Genomic DNA, 5042 nt, shown 5'->3' with positions numbered 1-5042 from the left:
GCCTCCCAACCTCGTTGCGGCGCGGCTGCGCCTATGGCACTTCAACATCATTGTCGCAGCCCCGACCCGCGGTCACGAGCGGGGGCTCCTATCTTTTTAGTGCCCTCGGATTGGGTCATAGTGTCTGTCGTTGCCAAAACATCGGCGTTGCCTTGGTCCGGACTAGTCGTTGGGTAGTCATTGGGGACGTTTTTAAACGACTAGTCAAACAAGAACCTCCCCAATGACTACCCACAAAGCGAGAGTGGATGTCGTCATTTTGCGGCACTTGGGGACGTTCCTTTTGTGCCGGCAGTTTGGGACACTCCTTGCGTTAAGAGGCTGGCGTGCGTCAACCTGTTCTCATTGCAGCAAAAAAATCGCCCCGTTCTTGGTTGAGGACGGGGCGATTCGTCTTTTGGACTTGTGCAGCCAGGCTTATGCAAAGCGGGCGGCCAGGCTTATGCAAAGCGGGCGACGAGCTCCTGGAGCACGTCGGTCATCTTGACGAGCGAGCTGACCGGGACGAACTCGTTGACGCCGTGGTAGCAATAGCCGCCGGTGGAAAGGTTGGGGCAGGGCAGACCGCGGAACGACAGCTGGGCGCCGTCGGTGCCGCCACGAATCGGCAGCACTTGGGACGCAACGCCGCAGGCAAGGTAGGCTTCCTTGGCAACATCAATAAGCTCGGGATAGTCACGAACGATCTCGGCCATATTTCGATACTGCTGCTTAATCTCGACCGTCACGCGCTCCTCACCCAGACGCTGGTTGAGCATCGAGGCGGCAGCATCAATAAGGTCGAGTTTCTGCTGGAACTTGGCGGCGTCATGGTCGCGGACGATATAGCGCGCTGTGGCGTGATCGACGGTCGCAGATACGCCCTCAAGGTGATAAAAGCCCTCGTAGCCTTCCGTATACTCCGGGCGCTGCACGTAGGGGAGCAACGCGTTGAAGTCGCAGAACAGATTTCCTGCGTTGACCATGCGGCCCTTGGCGTCGCCTGGGTGGATGGACTGGCCCTCAAAGCGGACGGTCGCCTCGGCGGCGTTAAAGCACTCCCACTCCAGTTCGCCGATGGGGCCGCCGTCGACCGTGTAGGCGTACTTGCAGCCAAAGGTATCGATATCCAACAGCTCGGCTCCGTGGCCGATCTCCTCGTCAGGGCAGAAGCAAATGCCGAGTGCGGGATGGGGCAGAGAAGGGTCCTGAGCGATACGCGCGACAAGCGACATGATCTCAGCGACGCCCGCCTTGTCGTCTGCGCCCAGCAGCGTGGTGCCATCGCTGCAGACCAAGTCCTCACCCGCGAGGTCATTCAGGGCGGGAAGCTTGGCGGTGCTCATGGCAACGGGCTTACCGTCAACCGTGCCGCAGACCAGGTCGCCGCCTTCGTAGTGTACGATGTGCGGCTTCACGCCGGCGCCCGGTGCAACTTCGGTGGTGTCGAGATGGGCAATCAGGCCCAGGGCGGGCTTGTCCTCAGCGCCCGCACTTGCGGGGATATGCGCGCAGACATAGGCGTGCTCGGTCACGTGGGCATCTTCCGCACCAAGCTCGCGCAGCTCTTCAGCCAGCACGTTGGCAAGGTCAAACTGAACGGCGCTCGAGGGTACCTGGTCGCAGTTTGCATCCTCGGACTGCGTGTTGATCTGGACGTAGCGCAAAAAGCGCTCGAGGACATCGGGGTTCGTGGTGGTGTTTTCCATAAAGACCGCTCCAATCTTGGTCGTCGTGTGCAACAAGAACTCTAGCACGGTATGCCACGGCATACCGCGACGCTTGGATGGGGTAGAATCAGCCAATGAATGCAGAAGGGACGGAAGATCATGGATACGACAAATAGCTCGCGCGAACTACATCTGACGGTGGCGAACGAAGACTACTTGGAGTGCATGGTTCGCATTGAAAGCGAAGAGGGGGAAACCAACGGCGTGCGATCGGTCGACATCGCGCAGCGCCTTGGCGTCTCCAAGGCATCGGTCAATAAAGCGGTTTCGGCGCTCAAAGCATCCGAACTTGTCGAGCAATCGCACTACGGCAAGGTAGTCCTGACCGATCGCGGCCGCGAGGTTGGTACGGCTATCTGGTACCGTCATCGCCTCATCCGCACGTTTTTGGTTCAGGAGCTCGGTGTCGAATTTGAGCGAGCCGATTCCGAGGCCTGCATGATGGAGCATGCGCTATCCGAGGACACGATGAACCGCTGGCTCGCCTATCTCGAAAAGCAGGGAATCAGCGTCGAGGAATAGCGGGATATATATGGATACGAGTTATTACAACCGCTTTGGTGCCGAGGAACTTACGCGCCGCTTGTCGAGCGAGACCTTGTTGGCGCAGGGCCCCATGGGCAGTGTTCTGTTGAGTGAGTACGATGCCGCCGACATTCCACCGGCGTTTTGGAATCTGGCAGAGCCGCAGACCGTTTCTCGTATCCATCGCTTGTATGTCGCCGCCGGCGCGCAGGTGCTCATTACCAACACCTTTCAGGCATCGAGCTATGCCCTCAAGCACGATCAGATTGCGCCGTCCGTGGCGGAGGTCAATCGCGGGGCCGTCGACGATGCCCGCCAGGCGCACCCTCAGCTGCTACTGGGCTCGATGGGTCCGATCGGTATTGAGTGGTTTGCCGAGGACTCTGCCGAGTTTCGTGAGATCCGAGGCATTGCGCGCGAACAGGCGCACGCCTTACTCAATGCTGGTGTTGATGGTCTGCTGATCGAGACGGTGACGTCTATCCGTAATTTGCAGCCCATGCTTGCCGGCGCTCGAGATGCCGCTGACGGCATGCCTGTCCTGGTGAGTTTTGTCGTTGATGACAAAGGCGACCTGTTGGGCGATGGCCTCAACATCGAGGCAGCCGTTTTGTACGCCGAAAAACACGGCGCAAACTCGGTTGGTGTTAATTGCTGTTCGCTTGCGGCCGCGAACGCGGCGGTGCCCAGGATGGTTGCATCGGCGACTACTCCCGTCACGGTGCGTCCCAACGTGGGCGATCCGGTCCAGACTCAGGATGGCCCCGTATGGCACGAGAACCCCGAAGCTTTCGCGCGCGCATGCATCGAATGGAGACATGCCGGTGCCGCAATGGTGGGCAGTTGCTGTGGAACCACGGCAATCACTACGGCAGCGATGGCCGAGGCGCTCGATATATAAAGGGCAAAACCGCTCCATACGGGGCGGTTTTTTTATTGCCTGCATGTCCTCGGCAGCATTTGCCCAAATGGTGAATGCTGGTGCCGGCAGGTTGCCGAGTGTGTATCGCGGGTATACCTCATGCGTACCATGATCCAAACACTGTGAGGTGTCTGCGCGTGTGCGCGATAATTCATTTTGGAACTGACGGTTGGCGCGCTCGCGTCGATGAGGACTTCACTGCCGATAACGTTGCCCGTATCGCCGATGCCGTCGGCGAGTTGTGGCAAAAGACCAATCCGGGCAAAACGGTATATATAGGGTTCGACACTCGGCCCCTGGCGCGCGAGTTCGCTGAGCTTGCGGCGGGTGTGCTAGCAGCGCACGGGCTAGACGCCGTGCTCGCTTCGCGACCTGTTCCGACCCCTGCCCTTACGTGGGCGGCGGCTTATGACGGTGAGGCGTGCGGCGCGCTCATGGTGACGGGGTCCCATCATCCGCAGGGTTATCTGTGTCTCAAGATTCGCATGGGTGACGGCTCGACCGCCAACCAGGATGTCATCGAAGAGCTCGAAGAGACCATGGCTCCCGAGCCAATGGGGATCGAGGGGCAATATCGCACCGCGGATATCATTCCTGACTATATGCAAGCGGTGGCATCATTTGTCGATGCCGAAGCCATCCGCGCCGCGCACCTGCGCGTGGTTGTCGATCCCATGGGCGGCGCAGCCCAGGGCTATCTAGCCGACTTGCTGCGCGAGCTTGGCGTTGAGGTGCACGAGATTCACGCCGGGCAGGCGCCTGACCAAGAAGATATCTGCCCCGACCCCGTTGAGCCGTGGGTGGACGCTTGCGAGCATACGGTTATCGAGGACGGAGCTTGCGCTGGCCTGGTGACCGACGGCGACGCCGACCGTATCGGCGCGGTTGACGAGCGCGGCAGATATATACATCCGCATCAGATCATGGCGCTCGTTTTGGGCGACTTGGTTCAATTTCGTAATTTGGAGGGGCGCGTCGTCGTCAATCTTTCATGCTCGACGCTCGTGCGTCGCATTGCCGAGGCGCTTGGCTGCCGCGTGACCGTCAAACCAGTCGGTTTCAAATATATAGCGGCGGAGATGAAGAAGGGCGGCGTCCTCATAGGCGGCGAAGAAGCCGGTGGTATCGGCATCGCCGCGCATATGCCCGAGCGCGATGGAATCCTCGCCTGTCTGATTCTGTGTGAGCTTATGGCAAAGACGGACGCGCCTTTGGGCGTTCTGGTCGACCAACTCGAGGACAGATTTGGTAAGACGAGTTACGGTCGACGCGATTTGCGCCTTGAGGCCGAAGATGCCGAAACGTTACGAACCCTGCTGCCGGGCGTAAACCCCAAGTCGATTTGTGGCAAGGTACCGCAAAACGTTAGTCATATGGATGGCTTGCGTTTAGCATTCGAGGATGATACGTGGCTGCTGGTCCGTCCTAGCGGGACCGAACCAGTGGTGCGCGTCTACGCCGAGGGGTTCTCGGTGGAAGAACGTGATGAGTTGCTCGATGCTGGCTGTGCTTTAGCTAGGGGAACGTATCCGCTTTAACCATGAGGCTGCCTTATATAAAGAGATGCTCGGCGAGCGGTAGTTAACGGCTGGCAAACGTTAGTCGGATCCCAAATTGTGTAGGAAATGTGTACGCCCAGATTCCCGCCCCCGGCGCCCCTCGGGTCTGGCAATATATCTCCTTGCCGCGCGGCCCGGTCGGACCGGATCAGCCGCCAGGCGTGCACCTTGAGAACCGGATACTGCGAGGATGGACACTTACTTCAGTGTCGCATCCGGGCAGACATCGAACCATTTGAAATGGTCTAACTTGGATTTGTTTTTCGCAAGGCCGCCGAGAGGCGGCCCCGAGAAATTCCTTTTCCTATACTAAAACCATATGAATCG

At 59.1% G+C, this 5042-nt stretch carries 4 protein-coding genes; 3 read left to right on the top strand and 1 reads right to left on the bottom strand.

The annotated features are described in order from the left end of the window. Positions 1–440 precede the first annotated feature (440 nt). On the bottom strand, positions 441–1688 hold the full coding sequence (gene pepT / locus AAAX31_RS09980) for a peptidase T (protein ID WP_349077102.1): 1248 nt from the start codon (positions 1686–1688) through the stop codon (positions 441–443). A 120-nt stretch (positions 1689–1808) separates the two neighbouring features. Here pepT and AAAX31_RS09975 point away from each other — a divergent pair, with 120 nt between their 5' ends. The 3 genes from AAAX31_RS09975 to AAAX31_RS09965 all read left to right on the top strand — a co-directional run bounded on the left by AAAX31_RS09975 (position 1809) and on the right by AAAX31_RS09965 (position 4694). After that, on the top strand, positions 1809–2231 hold the full coding sequence (locus AAAX31_RS09975) for a metal-dependent transcriptional regulator (RefSeq protein WP_035138800.1): 423 nt from the start codon (positions 1809–1811) through the stop codon (positions 2229–2231). Positions 2232–2241: 10 nt separating this feature from the next. Then, positions 2242–3135, top strand: coding sequence for a homocysteine S-methyltransferase family protein (locus tag AAAX31_RS09970; protein WP_055252635.1), 894 nt, complete (start codon positions 2242–2244; stop codon positions 3133–3135). 158 nt (positions 3136–3293) lie between these two features. Next, positions 3294–4694 (top strand): phosphoglucomutase/phosphomannomutase family protein, encoded by a 1401-nt coding sequence (locus tag AAAX31_RS09965; RefSeq protein WP_118385429.1) that lies wholly within the window; start codon positions 3294–3296, stop codon positions 4692–4694. Positions 4695–5042 lie beyond the last annotated feature (348 nt).

The organism is Collinsella sp. CLA-ER-H5 (assembly GCF_040092375.1).
In the GTDB taxonomy this organism is placed as follows: Bacteria; Actinomycetota; Coriobacteriia; order Coriobacteriales; family Coriobacteriaceae; genus Collinsella.
This window is presented reverse-complemented; position numbering and strand designations above follow the sequence as displayed.